Origin of the sequence: Clostridium sp. OF09-36, assembly GCF_003481985.1 — a bacterium.
Taxonomy (GTDB): domain Bacteria; phylum Bacillota; class Clostridia; order Lachnospirales; family Lachnospiraceae; genus Brotaphodocola.
Genome location: NZ_QUMD01000015.1, coordinates 55,316 through 71,876 on the forward strand (window position 1 = coordinate 55,316; position 16,561 = coordinate 71,876).

The window sequence follows — 16,561 nt, forward strand, 5'->3', positions numbered from 1 at the left end:
TCTTATCATTATTTCTCCAAAACAAAACCAGGAGCAACATCCCCCACAAAGGATCTGTCGCTCCTGGTTTATTCTGATCTGTTTTTCCGCTGGTCTACTTGTCTTCCAGCTTCACCGCATTTTGTTCGCATTTCAGCATAATCCGTGCGTTGCGGCTGGCTTCTTCATAATATTTCTGAATGCCGTTTTGTGCTTTCTTTCCATCTCGCAGTTCCGGGCTGCTTAGCAGTACCAGATACTGATTGTTGCCATAGCGGGTGTAGAGATCCGAACGGGTGAATGTTTTTCGAATGGCATATTCTGCGGCGGAACGTGCTCTTTCCAGTTCCGGAGATGACTCCGGGTCTGTTCCGCTCTCATCGGTCAGTGTCAGGAGCAGCAGCTGGGAAGTAATGCCCTCCCGGGCAAATACTCGCTGCAGATACCGGTAAATATCCGTAAACTCCAGATACTCACAGAATGCCGCGCCCTCTTGTTCCGGTTCGCAAGCCAGGTCAGCCTGAATCTGGTCCAGATTGGCAGATTCGTACTGGATCATATGCTTTGCTTTGAGATATTTTTCTTTCAGTTCTCCAGTCATGAACGGACTGCAGGTCTGTCTGGCCTCCTGCTCCAGTGCCTCATAATACGCTGCCGCCTCCCGGTATCGTTTCATGGAAATGAGGCATTCCATTTTCATTCTCTGCCATTCTTCCAGCGGATAATTGGCCAGTACCCGCTCGCATTCTTCCAGCAGCTCCTCATACCGCTTCTGCTTTTTCAGCTGACGGTTCAGTTCCCGAAGACTGCGCATATACAGCTCCCGGTAGCGCCAGCTCGTCTTTCCAACCCATTCGTCTGACACCATATCCGGCATGAAATCTCCATGATAAGATCGGCAGGCGGTTTTTAAAAGATCCGCGCGAAGCTTTGGATCAACCTCTTCAAACGCTGCTTTCACGAGTTTCTGAAAGGTTTCTACATCCAGTTCCGTTTCCAGCGGCTGATTGGTCCAGGTGTAACGGCCCCCTCTGGTAGAGATGTATTCTCCCTCCGGAAGTCCCGATTCCTGAATGCTGCGGCGCAGCCGGAAAATCATGGCACGTAGGGAATTGCTTGCCTGACTGTCCGTTTCACCGGCATCATACAGCCGACGGATCAGTTCCTCACGGCTGACGCCATCTTCTCTGCTGCAGATTAAAAGCAGGAGAAGATGGATCATCTTCGCGCTCAGCCATTTTCCAAGCTGAATCTACTTTCCCTGATACACCATACTAAAGTTTCCAAGCATCTGAATATAAATCTTATCTGGTTTCATTTCTTTCTGTCCTTCCACGCAAGCCACCTGTCCTTTTCCCGTTACTATTTTCATGCGCTGTCAACAGTAACTTTTTCTTTCAAACTGCCTGTCATCATTTACATATATCTTTGTCTTTTTTATAGTACACGCTTCCATGACAAAAATCAATCAAAATGTGAATTTTTTACCAGATAGTTTTTCTGAATAATACTCAATAATTCCGAAAAGCTCATTGAATTTTTTTCTCAGTTATTATAAAATATCTCTCAGAAATCCACGGGATTCATCTTATACATAGAAGGAGTCAGATTGTATGGAAAAATCCAAGGTTTATTTTACAGATTTTCACACAATTGCGTTTGGTGACAGTCTGCCAACCAAATTGAAAAAACTCATCAAAAAGGCTGGCATTGCTGATCTGGATATGGACGGCAAATTTGTTGCCATCAAGATGCATTTTGGCGAGCTGGGCAATATCAGCTATCTTCGCCCCAACTATGCAAAAGCGGTTGCCGATGTGGTAAAGGAACTGGGTGGAAAGCCGTTCCTTACTGACTGTAACACCATGTATCCGGGCAGCAGAAAGAATGCTCTGGAGCATCTGGAGTGCGCTTGGGAGAATGGCTTTACTCCTCTTTCTGTTGGCTGCCCGGTTATCATCGGTGATGGCTTAAAGGGAACCGATGATATTGAAGTACCGGTAAAGGGCGGCGAGTATGTCAAGGCCGCAAAGATTGGCCGCGCTATTATGGATGCCGATGTTTTCATCAGCCTGACTCATTTTAAGGGCCATGAGATGACCGGCTTTGGCGGTACCATCAAAAACATCGGTATGGGCTGCGGCTCCCGCGCCGGAAAAACTGAGCAACACTGCAGCGGCAAGCCCCACATTGAGGAAAGCATGTGCCGAGGCTGCAGACGCTGTCAGAAAGAATGCGCAAACGGCGGCCTGGTATTCGATGAGGGATCCCGGAAAATGCATGTCAGCCAGGATCACTGTGTCGGCTGCGGACGCTGTCTGGGTGCCTGCAACTTTGATGCCATCATCTTCGATAACAACAATGCCAACACGCTGTTAAACTGCCGCATGGCAGAATACACCAAGGCTGTTGTGGACGGACGCCCGAACTTCCACATTTCCCTGATCGTGGATGTTTCCCCGAACTGTGACTGTCACGGCGAGAATGACGTACCGATCCTGCCAAATATCGGCATGTTCGCTTCCTTTGATCCACTGGCTCTGGATCAGGCCTGCGTCGATGCCTGCATGGCCGCACAGCCAATGCCGGGAAGCCAGCTGGCCAAGCATCTGGCAGATCCGAACTTCCACGACCACCACGACCACTTCACCAACTCAACCCCGGAATCCGAGTGGAAATCCTGCCTCGATCACGCAGAGAAGATCGGACTGGGAAGCCGGAATTATGAACTGATCCGGATGTAACAATTTAAAAGCAATAGCAATAAAGGTCCGAAGCCGGTAATCCCGGCATACCGCTGCGCAAAATATGGGTATTGTGTTCGGACGATGCAGCTGACAGCTGTTTGCGGATAGTCGGACAAGATGTCCGCCTACCTCAAACACCAGTCGCTGCATAGCCGGACACGTATACCCATATTTATGCTCCGCGGAATGCCGGGATAACCGGCTTCTGCTGTATTGGCCCCGCTACGAGAGAAATAAAATCAGCCAGAACGATACTGATAAAAAGCCGAGAATTTCAGCTTTTTACCAGTACCATTCTGGCTGTGTTTTTTATTACCGTAGAATAGCAGGAAAGCAGAAGCAGGCCGGGGTGGTAGCCCGCATAGCATAAATAAAAGTGCAATGTGTCCGGCTATGTGGCGACTGACGTTTTCGGAAGGCGGACGGTCAGTCCGACTATCCGCAAACGGCTGTCAGCCACATCGTCCGAACACGGCACTTCTATTTTGCGCAGCGGGATACCACCCCGGCCTGTTTCGGACCTTTCATAAATATTCTTTAAATTTTTACTTCGCCCGCACGGCCCAGCGCAGTTTCGTGGATCTTGCGCGGCTGTTGCGGACGCATTCTTCTGTGGACGGGCGGGTGACGTCGTCTGCGATTTCGGAGTACAGTCCAGCCTTCTGGTACTGCTTAAACGATTTCTTTACCATGCGGTCCTCGCCGGAATGGAAGGTCAGAATCGCCACGCGACCGCCTGGTGCCAGCACATGCGGCAGCTTGTCGAGGAATGCGTAAAGCACCTCAAACTCGCTGTTTACATCGATGCGCAGGGCCTGGAAGGTTCTGGCGCAGGCTTTCTTCACGGCTTCCTTCCGTTCTTTTTCCGGGATAAAGGAAAGCGCCTGTTCAATAAGCTCCCGCACCTTCGTGGTCGTGTCCACCTTTTCCCCTTTGCGGATAGCTCCGGTGATGCAGCGTGCGATTTCTTCCGCATACGGCTCATCGGAGTTTTCCAGCAGCATGCCAGCCAGTTCTTCCCGGTCAACTTCTTTTAACCGCTCTGCCGCAGAGATCCCAGCCTGCGGGTTTAAGCGCAGATCCAGCGGTCCGTCGAATTTATAGGAAAAGCCACGCTCCGGGTTGTCGATCTGCATCGAGGAAACGCCAAGATCAGCGAGAATGAAATCGAACGGTCCAACTTCTTTTGCAATCTGGTCAATGTCAGCAAAGTTCATCTGGCGCACCGTCATAATATCCTCGCCAAAACCAAGATCCTCCAAACGTTTTTTCGTCTTCACAGACTCGATCGGGTCTACGTCCAGGCCGTAAATATGGCCTTCGCCATGAAGCTGCTCTAACATGGCACGGGTATGACCACCGTAGCCAAGCGTTGCGTCGAGGCCCTTCTGGCCCGGCTTGATCTGCAGGAAATCCAAAATCTCTTTCACCATAATGGAGATGTGCATTCCCGCCGGTGTTCCGCCCTTCTGAATAACGTGCTCGATGGTATCTGCGTATTTTTCCGGGTTCAGCTCTTTGTATTTTTCCTCAAATCTTCTCGGATGGGTGCCCTTATAGCGGACACGGCGCTTGTGCGGGGTCTGCGAATCCTGCCCCGCATTCCTATTCTGATTATTTTCTTCCATAATTACTCAGCTGTTACCTTCATGAATTTCTTCTTACCACGTTTTACAACCATACCGTCACCTGCAAAGTCTGCCTTGGTGTAGGCTGTCTTGATCTCCTTCACCGGCTCACCATTTACGGATACACCGCCCTGCTCTACGTTTCTTCTTGCCTCGGAACGGGTCGGAGCCAGACCGGATTTCTGCAGAACTGCCAGAATATCAATGCTTCCCTCGTTGAAGTCTGCATCGGTTAAGGTAAAGCTTGGCATGTTCTCCAGGCTTCCCTGGCCGCTAAACAGTGCGCGTGCTGCAGTCTGTGCTTTCTCAGCCTCTTCCTCGCCGTGAACCAGCTTGGTCAGCTCATATGCCAGGATTTCTTTTGCGGTATTTAACTGGCTGCCTTCCCACTTGTCCATCTCGTCGATCTGCTCAAGCGGCAGGAATGTCAGCATGCGCAGGCACTTTAATACATCGGCATCTGCCACATTTCTCCAGTACTGGTAGAACTCGAACGGGGTGGTCTTGTTCGGGTCTAACCATACAGCGCCGGACTGGGTCTTGCCCATCTTCTTGCCCTCGGAGTTTAACAGCAGGGTGATGGTCATGGCGTGTGCGTCCTTGCCCAGCTTACGGCGGATCAGTTCGGTACCGCCTAACATGTTGCTCCACTGGTCATCGCCGCCGAACTGCATGTTGCAGCCGTATTTCTGGTATAACATATAGAAGTCGTAGCTCTGCATGATCATGTAGTTGAACTCTAAGAAGCTTAAGCCCTTCTCCATACGCTGTTTGTAGCACTCTGCACGCAACATGTTGTTAACGGAGAAGCATGCACCAACCTCACGCAGCAGCTCTACATAGTTCAATTTTAACAGCCACTCTGCGTTATTTACCATGAGGGCCTTGCCGTCGCTAAAGTCGATGAAACGGCTCATCTGCTCTTTGAAGCAGTCACAGTTGTGCTGGATCATCTCCGGGGTCATCATCTTTCTCATGTCGGTACGTCCGGACGGATCGCCGATCATACCGGTACCGCCGCCGATGAGGGCGATCGGCTTGTTTCCTGCCATCTGCAGACGTTTCATTAAGCACAGTGCCATGAAATGGCCTACATGCAGGCTGTCTGCGGTCGGGTCAAAACCGATATAGAAGGTTGCCTTTCCTTCGTTTACCATTTTTTTGATTTCTTCTTCGTTCGTAACCTGGGCGATGAGGCCGCGGGCTACCAGCTCTTCATAACAGTTCATTGTAGTTCTCCTTTATGATATCTTAGAAATTGCTTCCCATGAAACCTGCGGGCTGCCACTGGCAGCTTTTTCTGGATTGATTCATGGGAATAGAAATAAAAAACCCCGTCCTCCTGGCAAATGCCAGAAAGGACGAGGGACGTCTCGTGTTACCACCTTACTTCACAGACAGCTCACACTGCCTGCCTCAGCGAACAAAGCTGCAGATCGATGCTGATTGATGCATTTTGTTTCCGCCTGCTTTGTTCCAGCATGATAACGGATGCTGTAATCCGGCGCAGCTACTGATCCATGCAGAACCCCCTTTCGCGATTCCAATGCGGTTTTCGAAATCCTGGCGTTTCCATGCCATAACTTCTGCGACATATCTGTAACGCTGTGGTTCTGATTTTGTTCGGTGCACGGCTCCGGGATGTATTCGCAGTTCGTTTTCCGCGCTCCTCTCATCTGCCGGCTGCTTTCTGTGCGGTACCTCGGACTGTTACTTGTTCTCTTCAATGCCTTAACCTGTATTTACGACTTTTGGATGTCAATGATACTATTTTCGCATCGTGGAAACAGTATCTTGCCAATATATCGCATTATAAAGTGGAAGCCTCAAAATGTCAAGTCCCGGCAAACGATTTCTGCGTATCAACGCATGCGGCGGTTCCCCTTTGATGGAAACGCAGACAGGCAATCTCTATTTTGTGGTAGCAGCCGGGATGTATCTTGCGATTCTTCCTGCGAACTCTGCGACGTTCTGAGTCTGTAATACCACTTTGCCAGGACCAGTCAGTCTGGTTAAAAACAGACCTTCTCCGCCAAACATGATATTTCCGAAACCTTTGACCGTCTCAATCTCGTACTGAACGCTCTTTTCGAACGCAACGACATTGCCAGTATCGACCTTCAGTACCTCGCCCGCCTGCAGATTTTTGATGACTTTATCCCCGTCAATCTCCAGAAATGCCATGCCGCTTCCGCTTAATTCCTCCAGAATGAAGCCTTCTCCGCCAAACAGACCTGCGGACGCTTTTTTGGTAAAAGTAACATTTAAATCAACACTTTCCTGGGCGCAGAGGAATGCACCCTTCTGGCAGATGAGTCCGCCGGTTTCCCCCACATTGACTGGGAGAATGCTTCCTGCAACCGTCGAAGCAAACGCGATCTGGGTACCAGGCTGTTCTGCCTTGTAAGTTGCCATAAAGAGGGATTCCCCTGCAAACATACGGCCAATTCCTTTCATAAGACCGCCGCGTGCATTGGTGGTCATGCTGATACCCTCTGTCATCCATGCCATGCCGCCGGTCTGGGTATACATGCTCTCTCCGCTCTGTTCAAATAAAATCTCCACTGCAGGCATGGTTGTTCCAAGAATCTGATACTTCATCGCGTTCCCTCCATTTTCTTTGCTGTTGTTTTCTATAAAAAGAATACCACAAAACAGATGGGGAGAATTTACAATTTTCTTTCAATTCAGAAACATTTCAAAAGCCATCCGCAAACAATCTTCCGGAAATGTCCGTGCAGAAAAAACATTTGTATTTCTATTACACATTGTGTATAATAAAACACTGGGCATCGCCCACAGATCAATCACAGTTGATCCATTAACGAAAGAAAGAGGCATGTTTATGAAAAAGCTATTTGAAACCTGGTGCGGCATCAGTCTTGTAAAACGGATCGTTGCCGGCCTCATCATCGGTGCCATCTTAGGCCTTGCAGTTCCGCAGGCTTCCGGCATCGCCATCCTTGGTAATGTTTTTGTAGGTGCATTAAAGGCGGTTGCCCCGCTCCTGGTGTTCTTCCTGGTCATCAGCTCCCTGTGCCATTCCGGTAAGAGCCACGGCGGTGTCATCCGTACCGTTATCATTCTTTATATGTTCAGTACCTTCCTTGCTGCTGTCATTGCCGTTATCGCCAGCATGATGTTTCCGATCACCCTGACTCTGGCGGAGGGCGCATCTGACCTGGCTGCTCCGGAGGGCATCACGGAGGTATTAAGCTCCCTGCTTTTAAATATGGTAAGCAACCCGGTTCAGTCGATCGTAAACGCAAACTATATTGGTGTTCTGGTATGGGCAGTGCTGTTCGGTATTGGCCTGCGCGGCGCAAGTGAAACAACCAAAACCATGTTCGATGAAATTTCCGATGGCCTTGCAAAGGTGGTTACCTGGATCATCAGCTTTGCACCGTTTGGTATCATGGGTCTTGTGTTCAGCACCGTTTCTGAGAATGGTCTTTCCATCTTCACGGAGTACGGAAAGCTTCTGGCAGTGCTGGTTGGCTCCATGCTGTTCATTTACTTTGTTACTAACCCGATTCTGGTATTCTGGTGCATCCGCAAGAATCCGTACCCGCTGATCTTCAAATGCTTAAAGAGAAGCGCGATCACCGCATTCTTCACCCGAAGCTCCGCAGCGAACATTCCGATCAACATGGAAACCTGCGAGGAAATGGGACTGGATAAGGATACCTACTCCGTAACGATCCCGCTTGGCGCGACCATCAACATGGACGGCGCAGCGATCACCATCACCGTTATGGCTCTGGCTACCGCACACACCCTCGGCATCGCAGTCGATATTCCGAGTGCCATCATCTTAAGCGTTCTGGCTGCCCTGTCTGCCTGCGGCGCATCCGGTGTTGCCGGCGGCTCCCTGCTGCTGATCCCGATGGCCTGCTCCTTATTCGGTATCCCGAACGACATCGCCATGCAGGTAGTCGGCGTCGGTTTCATCATCGGAGTTATCCAGGATTCTGTTGAGACCGCACTGAACTCCTCCTCCGACCTGCTTCTGTCCGCTTCTGCAGAGTTCAGACAGTGGAGACTGGAAGGAAAAGAGATTAAATTTTAAAATAACAATTTAAGTATATGACAAGGGCCTGTGAGTTGCCGAAAGGCAACTCACACGGCCCTATTAAAGTGAATCAAATTGTTATTCCCTCACATAACGCTCTTGCGTGATTTTCTCATGCGAATACCCTTCAAATTCTTCTGTCTGCGCCAATTTCCACACCGACAGATCCAGAGTACAGTATAAATCTGCCGGATAACTGCGGTTCCAGCGAAACAGAATCACCCCTTCCACATTTTCTGCGTACTCAGCTGGGTCCTGGTCTTCAATCAGGCAATATTCCCCGGATGGAATGTTTTGAAAGCCATCTTCGGTTACCTGAATGCGGCTGGCTGCTTCATCTGGAAACTGCCCCATGCTGTATGCATTCATCCACAGCTTCTTCCCATTTGTCAGCTCCAGCATATGCTGACGCAGCGTCCGGTCCTGACTCTGGCGGCGCTTGTTGAACATCATTCCATTGTGATCGTCTACACATACCATAATGATCATATTGTACTTTTCCCCCCTTGATTATATTTCATCGCATCAGCTCCTTCTTCAATGCCATAAGATCTTCATAGTTGACGGAAGTATCAAAGGCATTTCACTGTCTTGTCTTTAAATAAGCTAATCATATTTTCAACCAGAGTTTTATGAAAATGATTTTCCACTTCATCTATCTAAAACATCATTTTTGTTCTAATCTCTTTGTAATCTGTTGCAATCTCACAAAAGCTTTTCAGGTTGCCTTCGCTTATTACTACTTGCTGTTTGCACCACATGTGAACCATATCCATTATCGTTTATATGTGTGTATCCATCAATACATTTTTCATTTTACACCGCATTTATTCCATGTTACACTGGTTGTATGCAAATGCAAAACATTAGCATACATACTTTTTGATGAGGTGATTTTATGCATTACGCGATCGTAGAAGACCGGACCGAAGACCAGGAGTATCTTTCCGGGCTGATCCGGGAGGAACATAAAAAAGCGGGAATCCCTGCAGATTTTTCCTGTTATCCGAGTGGAGAGGCATTTTTGCAGGAATTTACCCCCGGCGCATTTCAGGCTATTTTTCTGGATATCATGTTAGATAAAAACGGGCTCAACGGCATCGAGACTGCCCGGCGCCTGCGCCGTCTGTCCAAGCGGATCCCTATCATTTTTACGACCTCCGAGCTGGATTTTGCGCTGGAGGGCTACGAGGTGCATCCACTGGATTATCTCTTAAAGCCAGTGAAGCCGGAAAAGCTTGCCTGGTGTCTTCAGGAAATCCGGGAATATCTGGCGGTGCCATCCTGTCTCACCATTCCGGTCAGCTCCGGGCAGGGAGCAGCCCCCATAAACCGTCCTCTCTCGCTTGATGATATCCTGTATGTGGAAAATCCGGTCACTGCCTGCTGATCCACACCATGCAGGAAATCATCCGTACCCGAATGCCGTTTTCGGATTTTTTGACTTTGCTGCCAAAATCCGGCAGCTTTTATCTGAACAGCAAAACACTTCTGATAAATTTTGCCCAGGTCCAGTCTATTTCCGAGGACAGCAAAATTCTTTTAAAAAACGGGGAGAGCGTTTTCTGCAGCCGCAGGAGCAGAAAAGAGACTCAGGATGCTTATTTTTCCTATGTATTTCACAATTTGCGGAATGATGAGGCATACTGAATACGTCATTTCCCTTTCATCGTTTCCAGCCTGATCCGGTGCCCGTCTGTTTTCCAGATGATGGCACCGCTTTTTGTTGTGAGCAGAATGCTGCTGCCGCAGTCTGTAAGACGTTTTATCGTATCCGGGTGCGGATGTCCGTACCGGTTCTTTTTCCCACAGGAGATCACCGCGCAGCCTGGCTTCAGCCACGAAAGAAATTCCTCACTGCTGGAATAAGCGGAACCGTGGTGTGCAGTCTTCAAAACCCAGATGTCCCCAGTTCCTGTTTCTAGTTCATTTGCAGCCACATGCTCTGCCCCTTTTTCCTGCTGCTCCAGACGGAGCAGCTTTTCCTCTCCTTTTGCGCTCATATCTCCGGTTAATAACATATGAAAAGAATCATAATCCAGCCGGAAGACCAGAGAGTGCTCGTTCCGGTCTGTTTCCGCACGGATTTCTGGTTCTGTTTTTTCCACTTGCATCTGCTGCTGGCGTTCAGATCTGGAAGAATACCGGCTTTCCGGATACAGGCATGTGAGTGCCAGCTTTCCTTTTCCTGTCTCCTTCCAGTTATCCCCGCGTGCAGCCCAGACCACATGACCGCCCTGTTTCTCACACAATCCTTTTAACCGCTCATATACCTCTTCCCCTTTTCCGGCTTCCGGCAATACCAGAGTCTTTACATTCACGAAACAATCTGCATTCTGTTCCATCAGCCAGCTTAACCCACTGATATGGTCCCAGTCTCCATGGCTGACAATAGCCAGATCTATGGACCGGATCCCCTTGCTTTTAAAAAATGGATCTAAGCTGTACTCTCCCAGCTTTTTCTGGTCGGTGCTGCCTCCGTCGACCAAAATCACCTCTTTCTTTGTGCGGATACAGATGCCATCTCCCTGACCGGTATCTAAAACTGTTACTTCAAGTCCCCGGACTGCGGGTGTATGCAAAAATGCCAGACCCAAAAGCAGCGCAAACACAAGAAAATACTCCCGGAAGCTTCCGGAAATTTCCCGGATTTTCAAGGTCAATACCAGAAATACTCCCAGCACCAGATAATACACCACGATCTGCCAAAGCTCAGGCCGCCCCATGAGCAGGCTGCTTCCGGGCAGTTTCATGAACCATCTGCAGCAAAGCTCATACCAAGAGAGAACTGCGCGTCCCCCTCCGGTCAGAAACGCGCCACCCTGTATCGTAAAAAGGCTGCTAAGAAGCCCTCCGGCCCCACTTCCCACAATGATTCCCGCAAGCGGTACCACCAGCAGATTTAGGAAGATCCCATATAACGGATAGGCAAAAAAATGCCACAGCACCACAGGCAAGGTAACAAGCTGCATGCAAAGGGTCAGGCGCAGCGTCTGCTCCCAGACATGCCCTACTGCCCAACCAGCCGCTTCCCCAGCAACTGCTTCTGTTGCTTTTCCAACATTTTGTCCATCATATTCTCCAACAACATTTCCCACAACTTCTCTTCCGACTTTTCTCCTGGCTTCTATCCAAGTTTCTCCCCCCGCAATTTCCATGCCGCACTCCAGCTCCTTCGCCAGCCCGATACCACCAATTGCTGCAAAAGACAGCTGTACCCCTGCCTGATCGATCAGGTAGGGACTGTGCCACAAAAGCAGCAGCGCAGACAGTCCCATAGCCGATAACAGATCGTAGGTCCTGCCCAGATACGCAGCCGCAAACCCGCACAATGTCATGACCAGGGCACGCAGGACAGATGGCGATGCCCCGGTCAGAACGCTGTAAATGACCAGGATCATTCCTCCTGCCACAGCTGCCTTTCCATATCCTGCTCCGGACCTGCGCAAAAGCCCATAAGCTGCCACACTGACCAGTGACAGGTGCAGGCCACTTACCGCCAGCAGATGCGCAATACCATTTTTCTGATACAGATCACGGATTTCTTCCGTCATACCGCTCTTGTCACCCAGCAACATGGCGGAAAAGATACCTCCGTCCTCCTCCCCTGCTAACAGCTTCAGCCGGTCCGATGCCCAGCCCCGGAAACGCAGAAGTCCATTTGCAGGAGCCGCAAAGAGACTGTGCCATACCTGCACGTTTTCTTCTGCTCTCCGCACACTCCTTGCAAACACTCTCCAGACCAGCTTCTGTCCGCGGTAATATGCGGCATAATCGAATCCACCCGGGTTGGAGGCGGGCTCAAACGCTGTAAATTCGCCCCAGACCCGCACGCATTCCCCGATCCGGTACCTCTCAGCCTGCTCTGCCTGCATCTTCTTTTTCCAGATCCTCTGGTCTGTTTTTCCTGCAGAATTCTCTGCTCCTCCAGCTGTATTCTGCTCCGCTTTCTCCCGCTCCACATACACCTGCAGATACCGGAGCCCGCCTTCCTTCGTCTGCACCTGCTTTAGCAAAAGGACCGTCCATGCGTCCTTTTCTTCTATGGAGCAATGCGTCCTTCCCCGTAGGTACTTTCTACTTCCAGCACCAGCCCCTGCTCTGCAAGCACGCTCCGCGCTTCCTGGTACCCACGCGCCATGCCTAGCAATACAAAAAGGGGCAGAAGCCTGATTCCTAAGCTCCTGCCCCAGAATATTGATCTGTGCCAGACCACTAACGCAGCCACCGCACACAGCACCAGCGCCGCCGCAAAAAGCGGTGCCAGCTCTTTCATTGTGCCCTGATGCAGGATTACGGCCTCTCCAAGTACGAATCCCCCTGTCAAAAGCAGCAATGGATGTCTGATATTAATTTCCTCCGATATAATCGAGATTCCTCTCGAACAGCGTATTCAATGAGATATTTTCCCGGAATGTAACCTCCTGGGAACCGCTTACCGTGATCTGCACCCGGTTTACATTGGACAGCTCCGATAACGAGTTCACGATGGAGTAGATCGGAATATAATCCTTTACCTCCAGGGAATTGTTTAAAAATGCCGCATCAAAATTGACATAGCAGACATTTTCGTTGACGGAAACATTTAAGATCTTGATGTCGGAATTTAAGGTTGGCATCAGTCCGGGCTGTTCCGGCCCGCTGATCAGTTCCTCAATGATGACCCGCTCCACAGAGGTATTCACATTGTGCATGACACTCCGTTTTTCCGGAAACAGCATGGTTCCGTCGGCATTGGTAAAATACAAAGTCAGCTCTGTGCGCTCGTAGGCGTTGACATCGGTGATGCTGTCCACAAAATCGGCTGCCGAGATTGGTCCTGACGGCATCCCGTTTTTGTCTAACAGCGGCTGGTCCCCCGAATAGATGCTGATGTATTCGATCCCCGGAACCTGTGTCAGTGTCCGGGCCAATGCTGCCCGGCACAGAATTTCCTGGCAGGCGTTCATGCTGGTATAATTATTATCGAAAAACAGATACAGCACGTTGTCATCCCGGCGGCAGCCCTGGTAGGCCACCTTATCCGATAAGACCGCCTGTGCCTCCAGGTCGGCTGGCACATGCAGCATGCTTTCCATCAGCTCCCCGACCAGACCTTCCGTGTCGGTTGTTTTTGTGCGGTAGGAATGCGGGATCAGCTTCGTTACCGCCTGGTTCATATAATAAATCTGGTATTCTGTCTCGCCCTCCTGCAGGGGTGTCTCCTGCTTCCGGCACCCGGCTAAAAGCACACACGCAGCCAGAAGGACCAGAAGCAAACCTATTCTGACACAAAAATCCATCTTGTGGATTTTACGCTTATTCTGTGATCGTTCCATAAATTTCTCCTGCTAGGCAATATAGTTTAACGGAATGCGCAGCGTAAAGGTGCTGCCCTCGCCCTCTTTGCTGGAAAGCTTGATGGCGCCCTTATGCATCAGCACCACATTACGGGTGATGGCAAGGCCAAGGCCGCTGCCGCCCGTCTCCCTCGAACGCGCTTTATCTACCCGGTAGAAACGCTCAAAAATGCGGTCCTGAACGTCCTCCGGAATGCCAATGCCGGAATCCTGAACCTTGAGATAAAAGAATTTATGGTCTGCATCCAGGGTGACCCGCACCCAGCCCTCTTCCATGTTATACTTGATGGCATTTTCCACCAGGTTTGTGATGGCGAGCGACAGCTTCATCTCGTCGACATCGGCGGTGACCTCGCGGATGCTCTCGAAGATCAGCTCCACCTTCCGGCGGTTTGCGATCGGCTTTAGCCGCTTTAAGATCTGCTCGACCAGCGTGTTTAAGTTCACCTGGGTGATATTTAGCTCTGCCTCGGATTTGTCCATCTTGACCAGACTTAAAAGATCATCGATGATCTTGCTTTCCCGGTCGATCTCATTGGAAATATCCTCCATGAACTCCCGGTAAAGCTCCACCGGCACCTCGCCCATGCCCATCAGGGAATCTGCCAGTACGCGGATGGAGGTGATCGGCGTCTTTAACTCATGCGATACATTCGATACAAACTCCTGGCGGGACTGGTCCACCTCCTGCAGCTTTGTGATGGTCTGTGCAACGGAACTGGAAATATCCCGCGTCTCCCGGTATGCCTCAGAGCTGATATCTGTGTCCAGTGCGCCCTGCTCCACATGGTGCAGCCGCGCCTGGAACTCTTTGAACGGGCGGACCATCATGGCAGCTGCAAGCACTGCAGCCAGAATCAGCACCAGGATCAGGATCACCTGAAATAAGATCAGCCGGTCACCGACTGCATCGGTCAGGCGCACCATGGACTCAGTGGAGGCTGTCATCACCAGAACACCTTCGATATTTTTGTCCGATGCCAGGCTGTAGATCGGCATCGCCTGTGCAAAATAATGCTTTTCGCGATTGTAGCGGCTCACCGTCTCGCCCTGAAAACTCCGGATAACGGTTTCCGCAATGTGCATGCGGTTTTCCGCGATATGGAAGGTATCCTGTACGATCTTAAAATCCCGGTTGACCACCACGATCCGCCCATTATAGACATCTGCGATGGTCTCGATCTCACTGTTTAAGCTGCTCCGATCCTCCCCGCTCAAATACCCGGTGCGGGCGATCTTGCTGCTTAGGATCTGGCACTGGTTCTGCACCTCGACCATACGCTCATCGATCTGGGTCTGCTTTAAGGAGCTCAAGATTGTCTGCGTGCACAAAAACATCGGGATGATGCCAAACAGCACCAGGCAGATGGTGATCGGCACCTTTAAGCTGACTACCCGCTTTTTCAGCCAGGGAATCTGCAGTTTTTTCATTTTATAAGCCATAGCGTTTCCGTTCTGCCCCGATATCGATCTTCTTGGACATGGCGATTGCCAGAGAGCCCGGTCCGATATGGCACGCAATGCTTAAGGACAGCGGTGCCGGATACACCTCACCGGCTGCCGGATACTGTGCTTCGATCTCCTTTGCGAACTCTTCTGCCAGCTCTGTATTCTGGGTATGTGCCACGAAGATCCAGGTATTTTCTGCCTTTGGGTCTGCGTAGCGCTCAGTAAGATCCTTCTCAGCCGCAGAAAGCATCGTCGCACGCGCCTGCTTCATGGTGCGGACCTTAGAGAAAGAATCCAGCTTTTCGCCCTGGATCTGGAGCACCGGCTTAATACGCAGCAGCGTACCAAGTGCAGCTGCTGCCGGTGTGATGCGGCCACCCTTTTTCAGATATTTTAAGGTATCCACCGTAATGTAAATGCTGGATTCCATTTTGACGCGCTCTAAGATCTCGAAGATCTGCTTTCCGCTAAAGCCAGCCTCTGCCAGCTCCTTCGCATCCATTGCGGCACGGCGCTGGGTCACGGAAATGCGCTGGTTATTCACGACAAATACCTTATCTTCATAGGGCTCATCCTGTGCCAGCATACGGGCAGTCTGACAGGATCCGCTCAATCCGCTGGACATCGGGATGTGGACGATCTGCTCGTAGCCCTGTGCAAATAAGCTGTCCCACAGATCTGTAACCGCCTGCGGGGAAGGCTGGGAAGTACTGATGTCCGCATCTTCCGCCTGACGTTTGTAAAATTCTTCCTGGGTCAGGTTGATATCCTCCTCAAATGTTTCACCGTTGATCATAAATGGCATCGGCAGCACATAAATCCCCATGGTTTTTGCCTGCTCCTGAGTAATTCCGCTGTTGCTGTCCGTTACGATTGCAATTTTCATACTCTGCTTCTTCCTCCTTCCGGGGTATGGTGAACCGGTCTGGACCGGTTTTGTTTCTTCCTCTCTCTCTTGTACTCGTTACATTCTATCTCATTTTTTATGGAAATGGAAGCAGTATTTCATCTTGGAAGGAAAAAGAAACTGTGTTAGGATAGTGAGCGGGAACCCGGTCATTTCATTGCCGGTGTCGTTCGCAACATCTGCGGTTTCCCTATTACAAACGAAAAGGAGTATTTTCATGGAAACTGTTACCTTGGGACTTTTTTCCCTTATTCTGATAACCTGTCTTATCTTCGGGCTTCCTACCCTGTATGCCCTCTTTGCAGGACTCATCCTCTTTAGCGGATATGCAGTGACATACTCCCACCACTTAGCTAGCGCCTGAAGTGGGGGCTTCTCGTTCGATTGCCCGATAGGGCAAAGCATAAGCGAGCTATCCCCGTGTGTCCCACGGTTTTATT

At 50.3% G+C, this 16,561-nt stretch carries 14 protein-coding genes; 3 read left to right on the forward strand and 11 right to left on the reverse strand.

Annotated elements, in window-relative coordinates; all coding sequences use genetic code 11:
- Nucleotides 1–94 precede the first annotated feature (94 nt).
- Complete coding sequence (locus DXA97_RS12460) at nt 95–1,201, reverse strand: BTAD domain-containing putative transcriptional regulator (protein ID WP_118720409.1); 1,107 nt, start codon at nt 1,199–1,201, stop codon at nt 95–97.
- A 391-nt stretch (nt 1,202–1,592) separates the two neighbouring features.
- On the opposite strand from DXA97_RS12460, the gene DXA97_RS12465 reads away from it, so the two are divergent.
- The gene (locus tag DXA97_RS12465; RefSeq protein ID WP_118720411.1) at nt 1,593–2,723 is read left to right on the forward strand and encodes a DUF362 domain-containing protein; all 1,131 of its coding nucleotides are present in this window, start codon (nt 1,593–1,595) and stop codon (nt 2,721–2,723) included.
- A gap of 548 nt (nt 2,724–3,271) precedes the next feature.
- Here the strand turns inward: DXA97_RS12465 and rsmH are convergent.
- The 3 genes from rsmH to DXA97_RS12485 all read right to left on the reverse strand — a co-directional run bounded on the left by rsmH (nt 3,272) and on the right by DXA97_RS12485 (nt 6,955).
- Nucleotides 3,272–4,354 carry a 16S rRNA (cytosine(1402)-N(4))-methyltransferase RsmH gene (gene rsmH / locus DXA97_RS12470; RefSeq protein ID WP_118720413.1) on the reverse strand — a complete coding sequence of 361 codons (1,083 nt, stop codon included), beginning with the start codon at nt 4,352–4,354 and terminating at the stop codon, nt 3,272–3,274.
- A gap of 2 nt (nt 4,355–4,356) precedes the next feature.
- On the reverse strand, nt 4,357–5,583 hold the full coding sequence (gene tyrS / locus DXA97_RS12475) for a tyrosine--tRNA ligase (RefSeq protein WP_118720415.1): 1,227 nt from the start codon (nt 5,581–5,583) through the stop codon (nt 4,357–4,359).
- Between the two features lie 682 nt (nt 5,584–6,265).
- Nucleotides 6,266–6,955, reverse strand: coding sequence for a TIGR00266 family protein (locus DXA97_RS12485; protein ID WP_118720419.1), 690 nt, complete (start codon nt 6,953–6,955; stop codon nt 6,266–6,268).
- 244 nt (nt 6,956–7,199) lie between these two features.
- On the opposite strand from DXA97_RS12485, the gene sstT reads away from it, so the two are divergent.
- Entirely contained in the window at nt 7,200–8,423 is a 1,224-nt protein-coding gene (sstT, locus tag DXA97_RS12490) for a serine/threonine transporter SstT (RefSeq protein ID WP_182436885.1), read from the forward strand.
- A gap of 81 nt (nt 8,424–8,504) precedes the next feature.
- Here the strand turns inward: sstT and DXA97_RS12495 are convergent, their stop codons facing one another.
- Nucleotides 8,505–8,915, reverse strand: a complete 411-nt coding sequence (locus DXA97_RS12495) for a ribonuclease Z (protein ID WP_118720423.1) — start codon at nt 8,913–8,915, stop codon at nt 8,505–8,507.
- A 409-nt stretch (nt 8,916–9,324) separates the two neighbouring features.
- On the opposite strand from DXA97_RS12495, the gene DXA97_RS12505 reads away from it, so the two are divergent.
- Nucleotides 9,325–9,816 (forward strand): response regulator, encoded by a 492-nt coding sequence (locus DXA97_RS12505; protein WP_118720425.1) that lies wholly within the window; start codon nt 9,325–9,327, stop codon nt 9,814–9,816.
- A gap of 265 nt (nt 9,817–10,081) precedes the next feature.
- On the opposite strand, the gene DXA97_RS12515 is transcribed toward DXA97_RS12505, so the two are convergent.
- From DXA97_RS12515 to DXA97_RS12540, 6 genes are all read right to left on the reverse strand, one after another.
- Nucleotides 10,082–12,442, reverse strand: coding sequence for a ComEC/Rec2 family competence protein (locus DXA97_RS12515; RefSeq protein ID WP_147355569.1), 2,361 nt, complete (start codon nt 12,440–12,442; stop codon nt 10,082–10,084).
- A 26-nt stretch (nt 12,443–12,468) separates the two neighbouring features.
- On the reverse strand, nt 12,469–12,762 hold the full coding sequence (locus DXA97_RS12520) for a hypothetical protein (protein ID WP_118720431.1): 294 nt from the start codon (nt 12,760–12,762) through the stop codon (nt 12,469–12,471).
- A 13-nt stretch (nt 12,763–12,775) separates the two neighbouring features.
- A complete protein-coding gene (locus DXA97_RS12525) occupies nt 12,776–13,744 on the reverse strand; it encodes a GerMN domain-containing protein (RefSeq protein ID WP_243107649.1) in 969 nt (322 codons plus the stop codon).
- 12 nt (nt 13,745–13,756) lie between these two features.
- Entirely contained in the window at nt 13,757–15,208 is a 1,452-nt protein-coding gene (locus tag DXA97_RS12530; RefSeq protein ID WP_118720433.1) for an ATP-binding protein, read from the reverse strand.
- Nucleotides 15,198–16,100, reverse strand: a complete 903-nt coding sequence (locus DXA97_RS12535) for a DegV family protein (protein ID WP_118720435.1) — start codon at nt 16,098–16,100, stop codon at nt 15,198–15,200. The genes DXA97_RS12530 and DXA97_RS12535 overlap by 11 nt, the downstream gene beginning before the upstream one ends.
- Nucleotides 16,101–16,190: 90 nt before the next feature.
- The gene (locus DXA97_RS12540; RefSeq protein ID WP_118720437.1) at nt 16,191–16,526 is read right to left on the reverse strand and encodes a hypothetical protein; all 336 of its coding nucleotides are present in this window, start codon (nt 16,524–16,526) and stop codon (nt 16,191–16,193) included.
- Nucleotides 16,527–16,561 lie beyond the last annotated feature (35 nt).